Here is a 19,293-nt window from a genome sequence, read left to right as displayed (position 1 = left end):
AGCCGAAATTGACTTCGGTCCTGCGACCATGGTCTCGCTGTCGGCGACCTCCCACAACCGGGGCGAGATTATCCGCTCGCGAAGCAGCAGTGAAGGCGCACAATGAGCAAGAAGATCATGTTGCATGGATCGACGAATGTCACCGGACGCATCGGAGCGGATAGCAGCTTCCTGTCGCGACTGGCACGCCTTGCCCATCAGTTGCTCGCGGTGACTCTCAGCGCACTTCTATTCCTGCAGCCGGCGATCGCAAATGCTCAGTCGGTATCGGCAAGCACCACGGCGCCAGCAGCCAACCAGCCGGGTGTGGGGACTGCACCGAACGGCGTGCCGTTGATCGATATCGTCACGCCGAATGGCACGGGCCTGTCTCACAACAAATACGACAACTTCAACGTTGGCACGCCCGGTCTCATCCTTAATAACTTCAACGGCGAAGTCGGCACCTCGAACCTCGGCGGCGCCACACCTGGCAATCCCAATTTGAGGAATTCCGGCCCGGCCTCGGTCATCCTTAACGAAGTCACATCAGGCAATCGTTCCGCACTCAATGGCCCGACGGAAGTGTTCGGCGGCAGGGCCGATGTGGTGATCGCGAACCCGAACGGCATTACGTGCTCGGGCTGCGGCTTCATCAACACGCCGCATGCCACCCTGACGACCGGTGTGCCGAATATCGGCGCCGACGGCCGGCTTACCGGCTTCACCGTCAATGGCGGCGACGTGACCTTCGAAGGGGCGGGGGGCAATTTTGCAGCCGCCCCCGGCGCCGTCGACCTGTTCGACGTGGTCTCCCGCAATATCCATGTCAACGCACCGGTCTACGGCAAAACCATCCGGCTGACGGGCGGCGCCAGCCAATACAATTATGCCACCGGCGAAGCGACGGCACTCACCGCCACGTCAGGCACGCCGGAATACGCGATCGACGGCACGGCACTCGGCGCCATGCAGGCCGATCGCATCAAGGTCGTCGTCACCGAGAAGGGTGCCGGCGTCAAGATGAGCGGCGACATGGCCGCCAATGCCGGCGAACTGATACTATCGGCCGATGGCAAGATCTCGATCGGCAATGCGTCGGGACGCGATGGCGTCACCATCACCTCGAAACAGAAGGTGATGGCGGCCAAGGTGACCTCGAAGCAAAAGGTCACCGCCCAGGCCGATCAAGGCATCACCCTGCAGTCGGTTGCCGCCGACAATGATGTCGCCTTATCGAGCGGAACCGGTCTGCTAAGTATTGCTGGTGACGTCAACAGTGCCACCAATCTCGCAATGACGTCTGCGGGCGGCATCGCCGCCGCCAATGTGACGGCCGGCGGCACGGCAACGCTGTCGGCCTCGGCCGGCAATATCGGCCTGACGGGTGCTGCCACGAGCGGCGGCGCATTGTCGATCGTCGCCACGTCCGGCGCGATCTCGGCCGGATCACTTCTGAGCTACAGCAATATCGGCCTCAACGCCGGCCTCGATATTGCCGTTTCCGGCACGGTCTTTAGTCAAGGCAGGATCGCCGCCACCGGACGGTCGATCGCAACGGGCGCGACCGCCTCCGGACTCGATATCGCCGCCACCCAGGCAAACGGCAAGACTGTCCTTGCCGGCGCCGCCGACCTGCAATTGACGACAAGCGGCGGTGCGGTTAATACCGCAAGTCTGCTGTCCTCCGGCAATGTCGCGATCAATGCGATGTCGCTGACAGCCCAGAACGTCACGGCACATGCTGCTGCCAGCATCAATGCCGCCACCAATGTTTCTGGTCAGCTCTTAGCCTCAGGTGCCGTCTCCATCAATGGCCAGGGCATACAGGCAACGACGATCGTCTCCGGCGTCGACTTTGCCGCCACCGATGCCGCAGGTGGCAACATCGTCCTCGGTTCGTCCGGCACACTCGATCTGACGGCCGGGGCCGGCACCATTGCTGTCGGCACGCTGCTGTCGGCTGGCGACCTGACTGCTCAGGCTGCCCTGTTGCAGGCAAATAATATCACGAGCCATGGGACCATCGGCATCGCCGGCGGCGTCAATGTCGCCAACCAATTGCTCAGCGCGGGCAATATCACTATCAACGGCAATGCAAACGGCGTCAGCGCCGGTCTCCTCGCTTCCGGCGTCGACTTCGCCGCGACCAAGGCCAATGGTAATATCGTGGTGGCGGGTAGCGGTGACCTGATCATCAGCGACGGCGCCGGCGCGATCAACGCAGGGACGATCCTCGCAGCCGGTACGATCAGCGCGACTGGCCGGACCATCACCGCCGATACGATCACCGGCCATAAGGATATTGCGCTTTCAGGCGCCACCAGCGTGGCGGCCGGCAGCGGTCTTGTAAATGTCAGCGGCCAGGTCCTTGGCGGCGGCAATGTCGGCATTTCCGGCTCCGGCATCCAGGCGGGCGCTGTTGTCTCCGGCGTCGACATCGCCGCCACCAATGCCGCAGGCGGCAGCATCGTCCTCAGCCCGACCGCCGCCGGGACCGGCAATCTGTCATTGACGGCGTCCGACCAGCTCAAGGTGGGCACGCTGCTGTCTGCCGGCGAGCTCAATGCGAGCGGCGCGACGATCACCGGCGACAACGTCTCCGCACATGGCGCGCTGACGCTGAACGGTGCCACCACCGTTAGCGGCCAGATTCTCGGCTCCGGCAACGTCTTGATCTCCGGCCAGAGCCTGTCTGCGCAGACTATCGTCGCCGGCCTTGACTTCTCTGCCACAAATGCGGCCGGCGGCAATATTGCGCTTGGAGCGAATGGTGACCTCACGATTTCGGTCAGCGGGTCTATCGCCGCACCGATCATACAGGCCGCCGGCAGCATCAACGCCAGCGGTGCGACGATCAGCGCCGATGCGATCACCGGTCATAAGGACATCAGCCTTTCCGGCACGGCCGGTGGCGTTGATGTGACCCATCAGGTCCTCGGCGGTGGGGACGTCGCGATCTCCGGCTCGCGCATTCAGGCAGGCACCATCGTCTCCGGCGTCGATTTCCTGGGGACGGCTGCCGCCAATGGCAACATCGTGCTGGCAGGCAGCGGCGACCTGAGCCTTGCTGCGTCAGGCAATATCAACGCCGGCACGCTATTGTCGGCTGGCAATCTCACGGCCAATGCTTCGACCGTTAGCGCGGGCAGCATGACCGCCCATGGCGACATGATGCTCGGTGGTGCCATCAGCATCACGGATCAGATCCTCGGCTCTGGCAACATATCGATCACCGGTCAGAGCCTCACCGCTCAAACCATCGTCTCCGGTATCGACTTCCATGCGACCAACGCCAGTGGCGGCAACATCGTGCTTGGTCCGGCAGGTGACCTGAACGTCGCCGTCAGTGGTGGCATTGCGGCATCGTCCGTACAGTCCGCCGGAACCGTCGACGCCAGCGGCGCGTCTATCACTGCCGATGTCATCACCGCTCATAAGGATATCAGCCTTTCCGGCTCGACTGGCGGTGTAAATGTCACTCATCAGGTCCTCGGCGGCGGCAACATTGGTGTCTCCGGGCAGAGCATCAAGGCCGGCGCCATCGTCTCCGGCGTGGATTTCGCCAGAACCGCTGCTTCCAACGGCAATATCATGCTGGCCAACAGCGGCGATCTGACACTTGCCTCCGCCGGTAATATCGACACCGGCACACTGCTGTCAGCAGGGGCTCTTTCGGCCAGCGGCGCAGCCGTGAACGCGAATGCAGTCACAGCGCATGGGGCTATCGCGCTCAACGGCGCGACCAACACGACGGCCGCAAGCGGTCGCGTGGATGTTTCTGGACAGATTCTCGGTGCGGGCAATGTCCTGATTACCGGTCAAAGCCTGTCGGCGCAGTCTGTGGTCGCCGGTATCGACTTTACCGCCACGGATGCATCCGGTGGCAATATCGTTCTTGGCCAGGCCGGGGACCTGACCGCCCGGCTCAGTGGCGGATTCTCTGCATCGACTGTGGAAGTCGCCGGTGCGACCAACGTCAACGCCGCCAGCGTGACGGCCGATACTGTCACCGGGCACAAGGATATCACGCTTTCCGGTACGACCACCGTCAATGGCCAAGTCCTTGGTGGCGGAAACATCAGCGTCTCAGGCCCGAGCATCGCGGCCGGCGCCATCGTCTCCGGTGTCGACTTCATCGGCACGGCCGCCGCCAACGGCAACATCGTCCAGACATCAAGTGGCGATGTGTCGCTGGCCTCGACCGGCAATCTCACCATCGGCACGCTGTTGTCGGCGGGCAATCTGACCGCACAAGCGATCGATCTGACGGCAAGTAGCATCACCAGCCATGGCAGCACCGACCTGAAGGCAAATGGTCGCGTCAATGTCACCGGCCAGGTGCTGTCATCAGGCAAACTCTCGATCGATGGCGCCAGCCTCAACGCCGGACTTCTGGCCTCCGGCGTCGATTTTGCCGCCACCAACGCTGCCGGCGGCAACATCGTGCTTGGAGGGTCCGGCGCGACGGATCTTACCGTCTCCGGCAATGCCACGGCCGGCACAATCCTGTCGGCCGGCGATATCACGGCAAACGCGGCCAATCTTGAGGCCGGCAGCGTAACCAGCCACGGCAATGTCGCGATTACCGCTAGCGGTAACGCTGGCATTCTCGGCAATGTCGATGTCAGCAACCAGATTCTGGCCGCAGGCAATCTTGCGATCAATGGCGGCAGCATCAGCGCACCGACGCTGATCTCCGGCATCGACTTTGCCGCCACCAACGCCGCCGGCGGCGCTATCGTGCTGGCGCAATCCGGCAAGACCAGCCTGACGGCCTCCGGCAACATCACGGCCGGCACGATCCTGTCGGCCGGCGATGTCACGGCACGGGCGGCAAACCTCAGCGCCGACAGCATCACCAGTCACGGCAAGGTCGCGATTACCGCTAGCGGTAACGCCGGCATTGCCGGCAATGTCGCCACGACGACCGCAAGCGGTCGCATTGATGTGAGCAACCAGATCCTGGCCGCAGGCGACCTCGCGATCAATGGCGGCAGCATCCGTGCGCCAACGCTGATCTCCGGCATCGATTTCGCTGTTACCAATGCCGGCGGCGGCATTGTGCTCGGATCGTCCGGGGATATGAATCTGACCGCTTCCGCTGGCATCACCACGCAGACCATGGTGTCGGCCGGCGCAATCGACGTCAGCGGCGGCACGATCAGCGCCAATGCTGTTACCGGACATGGCGATATCACCCTTGCCGGCAGCAGTAGTGTCAACGTGACCGGCCAACTTCTCGGTGCCGGCGATGTCTTGCTGTCCGGTTCGACCGTCCAGATCAATCAGGCCGTCACGGGCGTCGATTTTGCCGCCAGCGCACGATCGTCAAACGGCGCCATCGCTCTCGGATCAAGCGGCGATCTCACCATTAACGCTGGAAGTGCATCGGCCGGTACGCTGATCGTCGCAGGCAACCTCAACGTGGCGGCAAGCGCCTTTACGGGCGGCAACATCACAGGCCATGGCACCGTCGCGATCGGCTCGTCCGCAAGTCCCGGTGCGGTCGCGATCAACGGCCAGCTTCTCGGCGCAAGTGACGTCTCGATCATCGGATCGGGCATCAGCGGCAATGTCATCGTCGCCGGCGTCGATTTTGCCGCGACCAGCCAATCGGCGACCGGCAATATCGTTCTCGGTCAGGCCGCGACGATTGCAGGCAATCGCGCCGGCGATCTCACCCTGAAGGCGACGTCCGGCGATGCAACCGTCAACAGCCTGATGGCGGCCGGCAGCATCACCGCCAACGCGGCGAACAATGTCAGCGCCAACGCGGTTTCCCATGGCGATCTGTCGCTCACAGCGGGGAATGCGATCACGCTCACCGGCCAATCGCTTGCCAGCCGCAACGCCAATCTGTCCGCCCGATCGATGACGATCGACACGCTGGTCGCCGGCGTCGATTTCGCCGCCACCAATGCTGCGGCCGGCGGCAGCCTGATGCTGCAGCGCACTGGTGCGATGACGCTGTCAGCCTCAAACGGCAGCATTGGCGCCAATTCCCTGCTTTCGGGCGGCGATCTTGCCGCCACGGCGACGCAGAACATCGGCTACAACAGCCTGCAGAGCCTCGGCACTGCCACGCTCACCGCGCCTGGTGCCATCGCCTATGCCAACACCACCCGTGTCGGCGGCAATCTGACGCTCAATACCGCTGCCGTCGATCTTTCCGGCAGCAGGGGTAGCCGGATTTCCGGCGGCGGTACGTTGATTGTCAACGGCTCTTCGGCCAATCTTTCCGGCAGCAATCTCGTCTTCGGTGGCCTTGCCCTTAATCTCTCCGGCAATGCCGATCTCTCCAATGCCGAGGTCAGTACCGTCACCAATGCCGGCGGTTCCGGCGACATCGCCATCTCCGCCGCGGGTCTCATCACCACCGCCAATACATCGCTGCTTGCCGCGCATGACCTGACGCTCACCCTGCCGTCGCTCGGCAACACCGGCCAGCTTGCCGCCGGCAACAATCTCACGTTCAACGTCGCTGGCGACTTCTACAACAGTCCGTCCGGCCTCGTCTTTGCCGGCAACAATGCCAATCTCTTCGTCGGCGGCACGTTGACCAACGATCAGGGCGCTATCGTCGCCAATGGTGGGTTGAGCATCCAGGGAGCGACCGCCGGTCAGCGCAATGCGGCAGTCACCAATGTGTCCGGTCTTATTCAGTCCGATGGTGACATGTCGATCCTGACCAACAATCTCACCAACAGGCGATCGACGACGCCGACCTGGGTGACGGGTCAGTTGGTCTCCTCTGGTGCTGCCGTCGGCACCTTCGTGCTTAATCCAGCGGTCGCGGGCCAACCCTTCGCCTATCTGGAATCGACCGACCAGAACATGTTCCAGCTTTATGCGGGGGTCGATCCGGGATAGTTTTCTGACTATCAGCCGCTGTTGTATTCGGTCGCAACGCTTGCCGACGGCACCTCCTATCACGCCTGGACCTGGGTCAGCGGCAGTGGCCCGACGGAAGTGCGGCCGATCTTCGACTGGATCAAGGCTCGCGTTCCCAAGGATGCCAATGGCAATCCCATTCTCGATCCCAACAATCCGTCACGCTATTTCATTGTCGATGAAGTCATCCGCAGCGGTTCGGACACCAGTACGACCTACACTTGGGATCCGACGTCCAACATATCGCAGTCGGTTTATGAAGACCGCTTCACCAGTGCGCTCAGCCCCGAGGCAGTGATCCGCGCCGGCGGCAATCTCACAGTCGATGCCACCAACCTCACCAACTCCTACAGCCGGATCGAGGCCGGCGGTGGTGCGACGCTCAAGGGATCGACGCTCACCAACGAAGGCGTCGTTCTCAATCGCACCACGACGCTGACCTGTAGCGCTCAAAGCGCGTGCTCGGCCTACAACGCCGATGGCACGGCCGATCCTTCCCGCAATATCGCCAACGGCACGTCGATCGTGTCGGGATCGCAGGTTATCGGCGGCGCGGCTGGCACGCTCAAGGCGGCCGGCGCCCTGAGCCTCAATTTTGGTACGGTCAACAATACGTCGCTCGGTTCGACGGGCGGCGGCGCGGCCGTCAGTGCGCCTTCGACATCGAACGATCCTTTGTCCGCCCTTAACGGCATGACGGCCGGCGGCGCTTTGTTCAATGTCAATGCCGCACTGAGCAGTGTCGCCTCAAATGGCGGCGCCAGCGTCGGTAGTGGCCCATCGCTGGCAGGTGGCAGCGCGACGATCGGTAGCGGCCCGACGGTCAACGGCAGCGGCCTGACGGCAGCCGTCGGTGCTTCGGTGAGCAGCAACGGTGTGACGCTTGCGAGCGGCCCTTCGATCAGCTCGGGCACCCTGACGACCGGCGGCGCTGCGATCAATCCGAACAGCCTGATGGGCAAGCTCACCGCTGCTCTCGGCAACAGCGGCAACCTTGCCCAGGTACTGCAGGTCAATGGCGCGGAACTCGCCTCGCTTGCCAAGCCGCAATCAGGCGGCGTTGGCGGCACCGTGCCGGGCCAGGTCTTCCTGTTCGAGACACGGGCGGCTTTCCTCGATGTGTCGAAGTTCTACGGCTCGAGTTATTTCATCGACCGCGTCGGCTATACGCCCGAGACCAAGGTTCCCTTCCTCGGCGACGCCTATTTCGACAATCAGCTCGTAGACGAACAGATGCGGCAACTGGTGGGCGATGGTCTTGGCGCGGGGTCCTTCATCCCCGGCAACAATGCCACCGACCAGATGAAGACGCTGCTCGACAACGGCGTCGCTTATGCCGAGGCGAACGGGCTTGCTCTCGGGCAAGCACTGACGCCGCAGCAGGCGGCATCGCTGACCCAGTCGATGGTGATCTATCAGACTGAGATCGTCGACGGCGCGCAGGTGCTGGTGCCGGTCGTCTATCTCTCGGCCGCCGATAAGGCGAAGGTCAACGGCGGCGGCGCCGTCATCGCCGGCAACAGCGTTAACATCGATGCCGGCTCCGTCAACAATTCCGGTGCGATTGCCGCAGCGGATGGCATGACCATCAATGCCACCGAGATCAAGGCCAATGGCGGCACCTTCCTGGCCGGCGGCAACATGAACCTCAATGCCACAAATGGCATTACCCTTGCCGCACAGACGATGACCCTCGGCGGCCAGAATGTCGTCAACACCAATGCCGGCGTGTCGGTCGGCGGCAACCTGCAGGTCGCCGCGGGCGGCACATTGAGTTTGCAGGGCACCAAGATCGCCGCAGGTGGCGCAGCCCAGCTTTCCGGCAACAATGTCAACCTTGCTGCTGTCAAGGTCGACAATAATGGCCAGCCCGCGACGATTGCGGGCAATCGCGCTGAGAATGCGACTGGCGCGCGCGTCACCGCCGGTGGCAACCTCACCATCGCTGCCAACAATGACATCAACGTTATAGGTTCCTCCGCCAAGGCCGGTGGCGATCTCAAACTCAAGGCCACGGATGGTGCGGTCAACATCGTTTCGACCGATCTCGCTCGCAAGACGGATGATGGCTACACCAAGACATCAGGTACCGATCAGCAAGCCTCGCAGCTCTCGGCTGGCGGCAACCTCGCGATCACCGCAAGCGGTGACGCTGGGGTCAATGCCAATACCGGTATTCTGATCTCGGGCTCGGACCTGACGGCCAAGGGTGATGTTGGCCTGACCTCCAACGGTGACATCAACGTCACCACGTCGCAGAACCAGTCGAACTCGACATTCGGCAAAAACTCCTCGTCCGAGCTGTCGCACAATGGCTCGACCATTACGGCTGGTGGCGATCTCGTCGCGAAATCCAAGGACGACATCAACGTCATCGGTTCGACCATGGCCGCCGACGGGAAGCTCGGCCTGCAGGCGGATAAAAACGTCACCATCGCCGAGGCGACCGATAGCGCAACCCTGGATGTCAAGAGCTCCAGCAAGAAGAGCGGCTTCTTTGGTTCGACGAAGGAGAATGCCTCCGGCCATCTGGAGACCACGACCGCGGCTGGCTCGGCACTTTCCGGCAAGGATGGTGTGACGATCATTTCAGGCGGCGACACCACGGTCTCGGCCTCCAAGGTGACGGCGGGCGACGCCACGCATACCGCCGATCTTGCTGTCCAGACCGGTGGCAATCTGATCGTGACGGCCGGCAAGGACACCGAGACGGAGAACGACAGCGCCAAGCGCAAGGGCTTCCTGCGCAGCGGCAGCTCAAGCTACGACGGCTATAACGAGACCACCATCGGGTCGCAGCTTTCAGCCTCGGGCGACGTCAATCTCGATGCCGGCAAGGCGGCCGCCATTGTCGGCTCGAAGGTCAATGCCGATGGCTCGCTGAATATTTCCGGCGAAAGCGTCTCCATCATCGGCGCGCAGGAGAACCACCAGTCCGATAGCCAGCGCAAGGATTCCGGCCTCTTCGTCGGCTCCGGCGGCGGCTTCATCTCACTTTACGGCAAGAACGAGAAGCAGGGCCAGCAATCTTCCACGGATAACGTCGGCTCAGAGCTTACGGCCGGGAACGACGTCAACCTAGCGGCGAGGGCAACCGATCTCAACATCATGGGCTCGTCTGTCAATGCCGATCGCGACATCAATGTGTCGGCCGCTCGCGACGTCAACGTGACCCCGGGCGCCGAGAGCTCGTCACAATCCGAACAGCAGAAGAAATCCGGGTTCGGCTTGGCACTTTCCGCCGGCAATGGCGGCTTCTCGGTCGGTATCGGCGCGCAGTCGACGAAGGACAGCAAAGCGCAGCAGTCCGATACCAATGCAGTATCGACATTGGCGGCGGGTCGTGATCTCAACATCTCGGCAGGCAACAATGTCAACCTGCAGGCAACCAGCGCTTCGGCCGAGCGCGACGTCACTCTCTTCGCCGGCAAGGACATTAATCTGCTCTCGGCCAATGACGTCACCAATTACGAGGAGGTACATGAGAAAACCTTTGCCGGTGTGACCATCTCGGTGACCAGCCAGATTGGCAAGGCGGCCGATAGCATCATGAACTCGGCCGAGCGTCTTTCCGACAGCGGTGGCGTCAATGCGGTGACTAATACGGCCATTGCCAGCCTCGGTTTCTATGAGGGCTACAAGGGGCTGAAGGGCGCATATGAGGGGCTTACCAGCAACGATCCCGACATCGCCAAGGGCCTTTCCTTCAGCATCGGCATCAACGCTGGCGTGAGCCATCAGGAAAATAGCTGGTCTTCGTCGTCTTCGACCCCGGTCGTGACGGATATTCGCGCGGGCCGCTCGATCACCATGGAGGCCGAGAAGGGTTCCATCACCAGCGATGGCGCGCAGATCCTGGCCGGTTACGACAAGAACGGCATACCCACGATTCCAGGAGATGCGCTGACCGGCGACATCTTCCTGTCAGCAGCGAATGGCGACATCAACCTCAACGCTGCCGCGGGCACGTCGGATTCGTCGAGTTCCAACGACTCCTGGAGCGCCGGCATTGGCGTCAACTTCGGCTGCAGTACCAAGGGTGGTTGCCAGGAGACCAGTGTCGGGGTCAACGCCTCCTACGGCAAGGGTGGTTCCCAAACCTCCGGCACCAACCACACGAACACACATGTGAACGGCACCGGCGATGTCACCATCGCCACCAATGATCTCGCGCTGAAGGGGGCGACGGTCGCCGGCAATTCGGTTGGCATCGATGCCCGCTCGCTGACGATCGAGAGCCAGCTGGATACGCAGAAGGCCAAGGCCGATCAGTTCAATGTCTCCGGTCAGATCGGCTTTGGAAACACCGGCGTCTCCGGCACTGTGCAGAAGGCCAAGGGCGATGCGGTGCTCGTCTCCGAACAATCGGGCATTCATGCACGCACCGGCGGCCTCAACATCGATGTCAGCGGCCAGACGTCAGTTATCGGCGGGCTGATTACCAGCCAGGCGACGGCGGACAAAAACTCCTTCTTCACCGGCACCCTGACGGTTGCGGATATCGACACTCATTCGACCTGGAAGGCCGAAACCTATGGGGGCGGGATCGGCACTGGGGGGCTAACTATCGCTCCGCCGGTCAAGGCCGGCGAGAAGGAGACCGGCAAGGCCTATTCGGCCATCGGCGGCAATATCGGCATCACGATCACCGATCCCGCGCACCAGACGCAGGACATCGGCACGATCCGCCGCGACACGGACAACACCAATACCTCGCTGCCCGGTCTGCCGGATCTGCAGAACATTCTGCGGGATCAGTACAAGACCCAGGCGGATTTGCAGGCGGCGCAAGCCACCATGGCTGGGTTGGTGGCGACCATTGCGGACCAATTCGAAGGACAGGCCCTCGCAGCCGGGCACCCTGAGGACGCGGCCTATTGGGAAGAGGGCGGTGCGGGTCGGGCGTTGTTACACGCCATTGGCGCAGGCCTGCTTGGTGGGGTGAACGGCTGGGAGGGCGCTCTGAAGGGTGCTCTTGGTGGCGCGACAACAACATTACTAGCGCCAGCGATCGATAATCTCGTCAAGGGCATGCTCAAGGACAGCACCCTCTCCGATCAAGACAAGCAGACGCTTGCCGCACTGGTCGGAGCCAGCCTCAGCGCCACGGTCGGAGGAGTTGTTGGCGGTGGAGAAGGTGCTGCTTATGGAGCCGCGAACTATCAGTTCAACTATCTTGCGCAAAACAAGGCACGATCGCGCGTCGTTGCGAAAGCCAAACTTGAAGAATGCAGGGAAAGCGGGACCTGCAGTGCTGCGCAGATCGCAAACTATCAGTCGATGGTCGATCAGTACAATCAAGAGGATCAGGAGACTGATCGCCAACTTAAGGCAGCCTGCGATGCCGCACCAAAGGGATCAGCTTGTGTTTCAGCTGTGACACGAGCGCTGATCGCCGCAGAATACTACGTTTCACCGGATTATCTTTCGACATTATTCATGAACCTGCCGGACAGCGGCTACCGCGATATTGAGAACGAAATTCTCAGCGGCCATTTCGATGAGACGGCAAATCGTGATTTGAAGCGGGCGATCTACGATGAGCGAAAAGATATCATAGCGCTGCTTGAACAATATCGACCATCTGTTGCCGAAGCCTGGAAGCAGATTGGCTATGATAACATTGCCGCGCTTGTTATTGCCGGAGCCTCACTTGGGCTGGAAGGCCTTATTAGAGGTGGTAACAATAGCACCGAGGGCACCGTAACAACGGGGGCCAATACACCGAAAAGCGCACCGAGGTTTCTGACAGACTCCGCAGGTAATACGATTGACTTAAATTTCTCCAGAGGCCTTACCCAAACCAACGTCTCTGTCACAGGTTCGAGAGGCTCAGTTCAATATCCGCTTCAAGATCAATTGCCAAATTCATATGCTAATCTCGGCAACGGTCATGCTGTAGTGTATGGCCCCGATGGAAGGGCCTTGTATGATGTCTCTGGAGCGAGAATTAAGGTTGTCGAATGGAACCAAGCGCCGAATGGAAAGTGGATTCCCAAAAAAGGAAATGACACCAAGGTTTTTGAAGGAAATGTTCCACAATCCATCTTGGAAGATCTAGGGTTGAAATAATGGACGTTTATAAAGGGAAAATCTCTAAAGAAATCTTGGGCTTGTTTACTTCAGGCACCGGCTCAGATGAATTCTTTAGCTATGTTGGAAATCTCGTATCCGTAGAGCAAGCGCTAGCGGTTTTTGGAATACTTTCTCCTGATTTTATCGAACATGAGAATCACGTCTTTTGGCGTGCGAAAGCCTCGGCGGATGCTACCAGTGGGCTTCGTCTTGTCGGATTAATGGTAACCGAAACAGGGCAGTTGCAACCGAGCTCTCAGCGCATAGACGTAGAGCGCTACCAAAACAACTTTTCTGTCAGCCAATTTTTTTCAAAATGGGAGGATACCTCTGAGAATTCGGTTTCTCGGGTTGGCTTGACAGATAAAGATTATCAGTTGTGTCATGTCTTCGCGCAGCAGCTTGTTCGATATTGGAAGATAGCTCTGTTTGAATGCTTTCCTCATCGAACGTTTGAGTTCGAGGTGGCAGACGATCTGCTCGATGAATATGGGGTATGTTTGACGTTCTGGCAGCCCGAGAATTCGGTGTAGACAAGGTAAACCGCGCCGAGTTCGCCGGGGGTAGTTTCGGTTAAGTTATGCAGCCATGGCTGGTTCGTGCGGCGTGGCGCAATATTGTTCCTCGGCTTCGGCTTCGGCTGAAGGAATGTTCGGATTGGTTCCAGAGGCCGTCGATGGTTAACCAGTCGACCCTTCCAAGGTGGCGTTCAACTGCTCCGAAGCTGCGCGATGGTCTATGCCGACGGATGACCGTGGCCCTGTGGAGATCGTTTAGGCGAGGACGTTGCCGTAGCTGTTGCAAACGCTTCAAAAGGAAGGCCGATCAAGTGAAGTATGAACCACCAGAAAGCAGAAGCGAGGAAGAGATAATCGAAACCCTTTCGCTTACGGACAATAGTGCAGAGGAACGCATAAAGGCGGTTCTATCGGCAATCTATTACGGGAGAACTATTGAATTTTCCGGGGACACGTTGATTGGAGAATTCTCTAGGGCGAAACACGCGGAAAAACGTTGGTTAAAGAACCTGTTTGAAACTTTCTATGGGATGTGCCGAACAAATTACCGTCTCGAAGACAGCATCGCACTCTTGGAAGCTTATAGGCGGGAAGCCCCTAAATGTAGACCAGAAATTGATTCCGCCCTTGAATCACTCGATGAATATAAAGTGATATTTAAAGATACCTACCAGGGAAATTAGGGGGTACAGCCTCGCCAATGGTGAGAGTTTTCGACGTCGGTTCGTAAACGGGGTAGAAGGCGGACAATGAGTAATCCGATTGAGGAACAAAAGCGGCTCATAGAAAAGCTTTATATCTTGGTACGCAAGAGTGCTCCGATAGGGTCCTCTGACATCGCCTGCCGCTTTCGATACTTTCAGGAGAAAGACGGATCTCGCGCAGTGGACGAACAATTTTGGTACTTTATTGACGGTAAGCGAGTTTCGGCACTGTTGATTGACGACGTTGCTACCAATCCGATGCTTATCGTGCCCGAGTTACATGCCAAGATGAAAGCGCATACGGGTGGGGACTGGCAGGCGTTTACGTTGATGATCAACAAAGATGGCAGCGTCAGTACGAAGTTCGAATATCCAGAAGTCGAGGCCTGACAGCAGCTTCAGCTCTCATTTTCAAGGATACAAACCGTTCAATGGACAATAACGTCATATGGGCATTGTGCCCTTGGTTCGAAGAGAATGGTGAATGGCTGATTGACCCAGATGATCTCGAACGCATACGAGCATTTAGGCCGTATGGCGTGGTTTTCCGAGTCTTTGATGAGGATCGGGAATATGTCACGATATGCAGTGGCGACCAAGTTTTCAGAGTGCGACGCGATATTCTGAAGATGATCGAGCCAAAAGAGTGCTGGCGCTTTGAAGTTGAGGAGAGCGCATTCATTAAGGAGAGCGGATATTCCGGTACGGTCGCCAGCATCCGTTGGCATCAGAAAGAAAACAAGCCGATGTATTTGTTGAAGGTCGGAGGAACAATCAAATCCAGAAGATATTGGCCGGAAGAACTCGAGAAAATTTGATGGGTTAAGGGATCGCGACCCAGGCAGTCTCAAACCTTCCAAGAAGCTAGTTCTGGTGGAGTGTAAATTATCGCTTCTATGATCGGCCCTAGTCGTAATATGTGCAAAGCGCGAGCTCTGGCGGTGAAATTTCAACACCGTTAAGGTGATTGTCATGCGTTTATTTACGGTCAATGAAAATCTCGCCCGGCTCTTTCGACACGCTTCAGATACAAAAGATGCCCAACGAATATTCGAAGAGATATTCCGGGCATGCGCTCGCGGAATTGAAAGCCACTGGTACGTCTTGCTGGAGAATAACCAGCTTGCGGCGCATTTGGCGGCCGGTGAATTGCCACAAGGTTTCGATTTCAATGCACTAAGCGCTGAGATGGATGAGAAATACTTCGATGCCGAAGATGAAGGGCGCGATGAGGATTCAACAGTCTATTTTGCTCTCGCTCGTTTGATGTCGTCTCTTTCATTTTCCGCAGCAGCGACGGATACTATTGGTTTTTCCGAGACCGCCCATGAGGCCATTATGGCATTGCCCAATCCTAAAGAAGATTCAGCGACATTGCTCTAAACAGTGGCCTTGCCAATCGCGCAGAGCCGATCTGCGCTTCAAAGCACCCACCGTCTGCGACGCATTTCGCCAAATTCGGGTGCCATGCGAAATCACGTGAAAACCGCGGCTGGCGGCATAGCGCCCACGCGTTTTTCGTGCGCTGCCGAAAGAATGGCAACCACGCAGGCCAGAGCAAGCGCCACGGCACCCAGCACCGGCAGGCTGCGATAGCCATATCCACCCTCGAGCAGAGCGGCACCGACGCTTGCTGCGATCGCAATGCCGATATTGAAGCCTGAGGGGATGAGCGAGGAGGCGAGGCTCGGCGCATCGGCGGTCCACATCAGAATGCGAGCCTGAACCGGGGCACCGATCGCGAAATTAAGCGCCCCCCAAATGAAGATCGTCACGGTCATCAGCAAGGGATAGGGGCTGACGAGGTAAAGGATGACGAGTATCGCGGCCTGAATGGCGAGCATGACGATCAGCGACGGCATCAGCTTCCAATCCGAAAGCCGGCCGCCCAACAAGACACCCAATGTTGCTCCGACGCCATTGAGCAGCAGGACCCAGGGAATGATCATGGCATCAAGGCCCGTCACTTCGCGCAGAAGAGGCGTGATGTAGGTGAAGGGCACCATTTGCCCGATCATCAGCGCGAGCACGATGATGAGGGATGTCCAAACCTGCTGGCGGCCAAGAACGCGCACTTCGCGGCTCAAATGGCCGGATGGCTGCAGCTCGGCTTTCGTTGGTGGGATCAAGGCCCAGATCGCGGCCAATGCGAGGACGCCGACCGAAGTCATCGCCCAAAAAGTCGTCCGCCATCCCCAAAGTCCGCCGATCGCCGCGCCGACAGGGACGCCGATAATGTTCGGGACCGTCAGGCCGGCGAGTATCACGGCGACGGCACGACCCCGGAACGCCTGCGGGACGAGGCCGACCGCAACCACCATGGCAATGCCGAAATAGGCGCCATGGGCGATGGCGGTCGCAATGCGGAAGAGAAGCATGGTGGCGAAGTCCGGCGCGAGTGCGCAAGCAATCTGCCCCAGGCAAAAGGCGATCGTAAGAGCGACCAGAATGGTCCGGCGCGGAACCTGCCGGGTCGCCATGGTCAGGAGCGGGCCGCCGATTGCAATACCCAACGCGTAACCGGAAACCAGATAGCCGGCAAACGGGATCGAGACATCCAACCCTTGAGCCACATCCGGGAGAATGCCTGCGATGACGAACTCGGTGGTGCCGAATGCGAACGCAGCCAGAAACAAAGCGAACAGCGGTAAGGGCAAATCCAGCTCCCATATAGAGGTATAAGGATTTCTCTAAATTACGGGTGAGGGCACATCAAGTGCGAGATATCGTCGAAAGCGGGAGCAAAGGAACGAGCCCGTCTGAATCAACTACATTCATTCCGCACAAGGCGATTTCCTGGATGGCTTTCGGTTGTCAAACATACATCATTCCAGGAGCGATCCTTGACAAGCCAACAATGTTTGTGAAGGCTTGTCGCCATGAGTGAGGTGGCTGATTGGTTATCTTATACAAGTCCGATCAGTCGGAAAAATGCTGCCGAGGCAGTGTTTGAGGATATTCGTTCGGCAATTACATCGGGACGGTTGGCGGTCGGGACACGGCTGCCCGCCGAGGCGCAGCTTGCCACCCGCTATGGTGTCAGCCGGCCCATCATCCGTGAAGCGCTCCGTTCGCTGCAGACGCTCGGCCTTACTCAGACCCGCACCGGCAGCGGCACCTATGTCGTGACCTCGACACCCGGTTCGGAGCTACGCTACGGCGGTTATTCCGCGCGGGATCTGATCGAGGCGCGACCCTTCATCGAAGTCCCCGCCGCCGGCTGGGCCGCGCTTCGGCGCACGGAGCAGCAGCTGGGGCGCCTGCTTGAACTTTGCGATGAGATGGACCGGGAAGAAGATCCCCTGAAGTGGGTCAATCTGGATTCGCAATTCCACTCGATGATCGCCGAATCCTCCGGAAATGCCGTCTTCGGCAAGATCGTCGCCGATGCTCGCGATGCGCTGATGCGGCAGTCGGAGCTGGTCAACATGATGGCGCAGCGCCGCGTGGCTTCGAATGTCGAACACCGCCGCATCGTCGAGGCGATTGCGGCGGGATCGGAAGAAGAGGCCATCGCGGCGATGGAAGCGCATCTCGGTCAGGTCAAGCGTGTGGTGACTACGATCATCGGCGAGGACCAGCCGCACCATTGATGGCGGCCGGCAGATTGGCGAGCCGCTCCGGCCGCAGCGCCTCGAAAAGCTCTTCGGCGGTCAGATATCCATGGTCCAGCACGATTTCCGGTACGGTGCGCCCCGTTGCCAGTGCCTCGCGGGCAACCTTGGTTGCCGCCTGGTAGCCGATCAGCGGGTTCAGCGCTGTCGCAAGACCGATCGATTCCTGCAGGCGCTGCGCCATGAGAGCGGGGTTGGCGGTAATGCCATCGACGCAGCGTTCGGCAAGGATATGGCAGGCCGCGGTCAGATGCATGATGCTTTCCGATAGCGCGCGCACCATGATCGGTTCGAAGGCGTTGAGCTGCAGCTGGCCGGCTTCCGCGGCCATGGTGACGGTGATGTCGTTGCCGATGACGGAGAAGGCCACCTGGTTGACCATTTCCGGGATTACCGGATTGACCTTGCCGGGCATGATGCTCGAACCGGCCTGCATCGCCGGCAGCGTGATTTCGCCGATGCCGGCCCGCGGCCCGGAGGAGAGCAGGCGCAGGTCGTTGCAGGTCTTCGAAAGCTTGACGGCGACGCGCTTCAGCACACCGGAGAGATGGACGAAGGCGCCGGGATCCTGCGTTGCTTCGATGAGGTCGCTGGCGGTCACGAGCGGGCGGCCCGTCAGCCGGGCCAGATGGGCGCAGGCGAGTGCTGCATAGCCGGCTGGCGCATTGAGGCCGGTGCCGATGGCGGTGGCGCCGAGATTGACCTCATGCAGGAGGGAGGCCGATTCGAGCAGGCGGGCTCTGTCCTCGCCGAGCATGACGGCGAAGGTCCTGAATTCCTGTCCCAATGTCATCGGCACGGCGTCCTGCAGCTGCGTGCGGCCGACCTTGAGGATCGTGTCGAATTCCCTGGCCTTGCGCTCGAAGGCATCCCGCAGCACTTCCATTGCCGCGGCCAGGCCGTCGATCGCCTCGATCACCGCGACATTGACAGCCGTTGGATAGGCGTCGTTGGTCGACTGGCTGAGATTGACGTGATCGTTCGGATGAAGGTGGCCATAGTCGCCCTTGGCATGGCCGAGCAGCTCGAGGGCGCGATTGGCGATGACCTCGTTGGCGTTCATGTTGGTCGAGGTGCCGGCACCGCCCTGGATGACATCGACGACGAACTGTTCGTGAAGCTCGCCGGCACGGATTTCGCGGCAGGCGCGCACGATGGCATCGAACCTTTCCTTGGTAAGCAGGCCAAGCTCGTGATTGGCAAGGGCGGCCGCTTCCTTGACGAAGGCAAGGCCGCGGATGAGATGCGTATAACGCCCGATCGGCGTGCCCGTTACCTGGAAGTTTTCAACCGCCCGTGCGGTATGCACCCCCCAATAGACATCGGCCGGAACATCCTTTTCGCCCAGCAGGTCATATTCGCTTCGCGTCTTGACCACATTATCCTCCTATGGTCGAAATCAAGCTATATCTGTCAAGCTGTATGACAGATTTGAAATCTGTTATCGATTGCGCCGAGCCGCGTCAATAAGCCTGCTGTCGGGTTGACCTTGGGCAAATTCTATGTCTA

9 protein-coding genes and 1 pseudogene are annotated in these 19,293 nt (G+C 59.7%); 8 read left to right on the top strand and 2 right to left on the bottom strand.

Translation table 11 applies throughout. The features are described 5' to 3' along the window. The first annotated feature begins 102 nt into the window (after positions 1-102). The 7 genes and pseudogenes from HGP12_RS14075 (at position 103) to HGP12_RS14045 (ending at position 15,553) form a co-directional block, all read left to right on the top strand. The gene (locus HGP12_RS14075) at positions 103-6,852 is read left to right on the top strand and encodes a filamentous hemagglutinin N-terminal domain-containing protein (RefSeq protein WP_246703380.1); all 6,750 of its coding nucleotides are present in this window, start codon (positions 103-105) and stop codon (positions 6,850-6,852) included. Between the two features lie 984 nt (positions 6,853-7,836). Further along, a pseudogene (locus HGP12_RS14070) lies at positions 7,837-12,051 on the top strand (beta strand repeat-containing protein); the annotation flags it as partial. Positions 12,052-12,944: 893 nt separating this feature from the next. After that, positions 12,945-13,481, top strand: coding sequence for a hypothetical protein (locus HGP12_RS14065; protein WP_168842302.1), 537 nt, complete (start codon positions 12,945-12,947; stop codon positions 13,479-13,481). Between the two features lie 296 nt (positions 13,482-13,777). Continuing rightward, complete coding sequence (locus HGP12_RS14060; protein WP_168842303.1) at positions 13,778-14,149, top strand: hypothetical protein; 372 nt, start codon at positions 13,778-13,780, stop codon at positions 14,147-14,149. 66 nt (positions 14,150-14,215) lie between these two features. Continuing rightward, positions 14,216-14,560 (top strand): hypothetical protein, encoded by a 345-nt coding sequence (locus HGP12_RS14055; protein WP_168842304.1) that lies wholly within the window; start codon positions 14,216-14,218, stop codon positions 14,558-14,560. A gap of 41 nt (positions 14,561-14,601) precedes the next feature. Continuing rightward, a complete protein-coding gene (locus HGP12_RS14050; RefSeq protein ID WP_168842305.1) occupies positions 14,602-14,988 on the top strand; it encodes a DUF6960 family protein in 387 nt (128 codons plus the stop codon). Positions 14,989-15,142: 154 nt separating this feature from the next. After that, positions 15,143-15,553 carry a hypothetical protein gene (locus HGP12_RS14045; RefSeq protein WP_168842306.1) on the top strand — a complete coding sequence of 137 codons (411 nt, stop codon included), beginning with the start codon at positions 15,143-15,145 and terminating at the stop codon, positions 15,551-15,553. A gap of 92 nt (positions 15,554-15,645) precedes the next feature. Here HGP12_RS14045 and HGP12_RS14040 read toward each other — a convergent pair whose 3' ends face one another. Then, entirely contained in the window at positions 15,646-16,827 is a 1,182-nt protein-coding gene (locus HGP12_RS14040; RefSeq protein ID WP_168879141.1) for an MFS transporter, read from the bottom strand. Positions 16,828-17,049: 222 nt separating this feature from the next. Between HGP12_RS14040 and HGP12_RS14035 the strand changes: the two genes are divergently transcribed. After that, positions 17,050-17,763 (top strand): FadR/GntR family transcriptional regulator, encoded by a 714-nt coding sequence (locus HGP12_RS14035; protein ID WP_168842308.1) that lies wholly within the window; start codon positions 17,050-17,052, stop codon positions 17,761-17,763. Here the strand turns inward: HGP12_RS14035 and HGP12_RS14030 are convergent. Then, the gene (locus HGP12_RS14030) at positions 17,735-19,162 is read right to left on the bottom strand and encodes an aspartate ammonia-lyase (RefSeq protein WP_168842309.1); all 1,428 of its coding nucleotides are present in this window, start codon (positions 19,160-19,162) and stop codon (positions 17,735-17,737) included. The genes HGP12_RS14035 and HGP12_RS14030 overlap by 29 nt on opposite strands. Between the last annotated feature and the right edge of the window lie 131 nt (positions 19,163-19,293).

It is taken from the genome of Rhizobium sp. P28RR-XV (genome assembly GCF_012641385.1).
GTDB lineage: Bacteria > Pseudomonadota > Alphaproteobacteria > Rhizobiales > Rhizobiaceae > Rhizobium.
Note: the sequence above shows the minus strand (reverse complement) of the source record. Positions and strands in the feature narration are given on the sequence as shown.